Here is a 2,910-nt window from a genome sequence, read left to right as displayed (position 1 = left end):
CCCAGGCGTGACAACGGGTGCGGTGCACCCGCTCGCGGGGGCCGCCCCCGCGCGACCGCCGTACCTGGGAACCCCTGCGGGCCCGGGCGCGGGCCCGTGGGGGACAAGCCGGAAACCGCTGGTCAGTACGGGGGCCTACGCCTGTGGTTCCCAACACGGCGGAGGACTGCCACCTTAATGGCAGGTCCAGGGCGGTCACCCTGTTTCGACCGGCGCGTTCCCTCGCGCGGGCTAACGACCTGCGCCTTCTTCATACTGGTCAGTAGCCCGCACTACCAGTCCTCGCGCGAGCGGGACGGCGTCATGAACTTCCGTACGACGTAGATCAGTCCGGCGACGAGGGCCACGAACAGCAGCACCTTGAACAGCAGGCCGATCACGAAGGCCAGCACCGTGGTGAGAAGCCCACCGAAAACGAGCAGGGCCAGGGCGGGTATCGCCACCCACTTCACCCACCAGGGCATGCCCGCGAGAATCTCCCGTACCGCCATCGTCCTTCTCCTCGCTCTCGAACGAACCGTCAGGCGCGTTCCCGCACCGGACGTCTCAAGGCTAGGCGCGCGAAGCGCGACACGGGGGCGCCGCTCCCCCCGCTCTCCCCTGATCCGCCCCCTAGGGGGTGTCTTGTCGATCAGTCCGGATCAGGGAGCGGCGTCCGGTGCTCGGGGGCCCTGAGGGGCGGGCCGCCCGGGACGGAGCCCGATTCAGCTCTCCGGGGGAGAGAAGACCACCAGGACCCGCAGGTCCTCACTGATGTGGTGGAACTTGTGCGGCACCCCGGCCGGCACGTACACCACGCTGCCCCGGGCCACCTGCGTCGTCTCCGTCCCGACGGTGATCGCCGCCCGGCCGCTCACCACGAAGTACACCTCGTCCTGGCCGTGCGGCTGCTGCGGGTCCAGCGCCCCGGCGTCCAGCGCGTAGAGGCCCACCGACATGTTCCGCTCGCGCAGGAACTGGAGATAGGCGCCCTCGTTCGCGGCACGCTCCGCCTCCAGTTCGTCCAGCCGGAATGCCTTCATCGCCCGTCCGCCCCTGCCCTCGGCCCGATCTTGTCTGCCACGATCAGACACATGATGAATTTTGTAGTCAAGACGCTCGCGAACGCGGGCGCCCTGGGAGTCGCCATCTGGCTTCTCCAGGACATCACCCTGACCGGTGAGAGCACCGGCAAGAAGGCCCTCACGCTCATTCTCGTGGCCCTGGTTTTCGGCCTGGTGAACTTCTTGGTGAAGCCGGTCGTGAAGCTGCTGACGCTTCCGCTGTTCATCCTCACGCTCGGCCTGATCACCCTGGTGATCAACGCCCTGATGCTGCTGCTGACCTCCTGGCTCGCGGACAAGCTCGACCTGAGCTTCCACGTCGAGGGCTTCTGGACCGCCGTCCTCGGCGGCCTGATCATCTCCGTCGTCTCCTGGGCGCTCAACGTCGTCCTGCCCGACCGCGACTGAGCGCCGGCCATGACCTACCGCGTCTGCTTCGTCTGCACCGGCAACATCTGCCGCTCGCCCATGGCCGAGCACGTCTTCCGCCGCCAGGTGGCGGAGGCCGGCCTCGGCGGGCTGGTGGAGGTGGACAGCGCCGGCACGGAAGGGTGGCACGAGGGTGACCCGGCCGACCCCCGTACCGTCTCCGTCCTCACCGGGAACGGCTACACCTCCGCGCACACCGCCCGCCGCTTCCGGGCCTCCTGGTTCTCCGCCCTCGACCTGGTGATCGCGCTGGACGAAGGACACCTCCGCGCACTCCGGCGCCTGGCCCGCACGCCCGAGGAGGCGGCGAGGACACGGCTGCTGCGCTCCTACGACCCGGTCGCCACCGCCACCGCGGACCTCGACGTCCCCGACCCGTACTACGGCGACCGCGAGGGCTTCGAGCGGTGCCTGGAGATGGTGGAGTCCGCCGGTCGGGGGCTCCTCGCGGCCGTCGACGCCGAGCTGAAGGAGCTCACGCCATGACCGGACAGGAACACAGCCCAGGGCAGGAGACCCCGGGCGCCGCGCCGGCCCCGGTACCTCCGTGGGGCGACGGCACCCGGGCCGTGCGCGCCGGGCTCCCCGAGCCCGTGAAGTACGAGCCGACCCTGCCGGGCCCCGTGTTCGCCGCCCATTTCCATCTGCCGGGCGAGCCGACCGGCCCGTACACCTACGGCCGCGACGAGAACCCCACCTGGACCCACCTCGAGCGCGCGATCGGCGAGCTGGAGGCCCCGGGGGAGCCGGACGTGGAGACGCTGGTCTTCGCCTCCGGCATGGCCGCGATCTCGGCCGTCCTGTTCTCCCAGCTCAGCGGCGGGGACGCCGTGGTGCTGCCGTCCGACGGCTATCAGGCGCTGCCGCTGGTCCATGAACAGCTGCGCGCGTTCGGCATCGAGGTCCGGACCGCGCCGACCGGCGGGGACGCCCAGCTGGGGCTGCTCGACGGTGCGCGGCTGCTGTGGATCGAGAGCCCGTCCAACCCGGGCCTCGACGTCTGCGACATCCGCCGCCTGGTGGCCGCGGCCCACGCCGCCGGAGCTCTCGTCGCCGTCGACAACACGCTCGCGACCCCGCTCGGCCAGCGTCCCCTCGCACTCGGCGCGGACTTCTCCGTCGCCAGTGACACCAAGGGCATGACCGGCCACGGTGACATCCTCCTGGGCCATGTCAGCTGCCGCGATCCCCGGCGGGCCGCCGAGGTCCGGCGCTGGCGCAAGATCGTCGGTGCGATCCCGGGCCCCATGGAGGCCTGGCTGGCCCACCGCTCGCTCGCCACGCTCCAGCTGCGGATCGACCGGCAGTGCACCACGGCCCTGGCGCTCGCGCAGGCCCTTGCCGCGCGGGCCGACGTGACGGGCCTGCGCTACCCGGGGCTGCCGGGCGACCCGTCGCACGCGGTGGCCTCCCGGCAGATGCGGCGCTACGGGCCGGT

General features: G+C 71.3%; 5 protein-coding genes. 3 read left to right on the top strand and 2 right to left on the bottom strand.

The window, feature by feature from the left end:
• Nucleotides 1-272 precede the first annotated feature (272 nt).
• Nucleotides 273-491: a DUF5326 family protein gene (locus tag RIF68_RS33150; protein ID WP_309055143.1), complete on the bottom strand. Its 219-nt coding sequence runs from the start codon at nucleotides 489-491 to the stop codon at nucleotides 273-275.
• 213 nt (nucleotides 492-704) lie between these two features.
• A complete protein-coding gene (locus RIF68_RS33145) occupies nucleotides 705-1,022 on the bottom strand; it encodes a cupin domain-containing protein (RefSeq protein WP_309055142.1) in 318 nt (105 codons plus the stop codon).
• Nucleotides 1,023-1,073: 51 nt separating this feature from the next.
• Between RIF68_RS33145 and RIF68_RS33140 the strand changes: the two genes are divergently transcribed.
• From RIF68_RS33140 to RIF68_RS33130, 3 genes are all read left to right on the top strand, one after another.
• Nucleotides 1,074-1,451, top strand: coding sequence for a phage holin family protein (locus RIF68_RS33140; protein ID WP_309055141.1), 378 nt, complete (start codon nucleotides 1,074-1,076; stop codon nucleotides 1,449-1,451).
• Between the two features lie 9 nt (nucleotides 1,452-1,460).
• Complete coding sequence (locus tag RIF68_RS33135; protein WP_309055139.1) at nucleotides 1,461-1,958, top strand: low molecular weight protein-tyrosine-phosphatase; 498 nt, start codon at nucleotides 1,461-1,463, stop codon at nucleotides 1,956-1,958.
• Nucleotides 1,955-2,910 (top strand): cystathionine gamma-lyase (locus RIF68_RS33130; protein WP_309055137.1); only part of this gene is annotated, 956 nt, incomplete at its 3' end. The genes RIF68_RS33135 and RIF68_RS33130, both read left to right, overlap by 4 nt.

Origin of the sequence: Streptomyces sp. (assembly GCF_031178505.1) — a bacterium.
In the GTDB taxonomy this organism is placed as follows: Bacteria; Actinomycetota; Actinomycetes; order Streptomycetales; family Streptomycetaceae; genus Streptomyces; species Streptomyces gulbargensis.
This window is presented reverse-complemented; position numbering and strand designations above follow the sequence as displayed.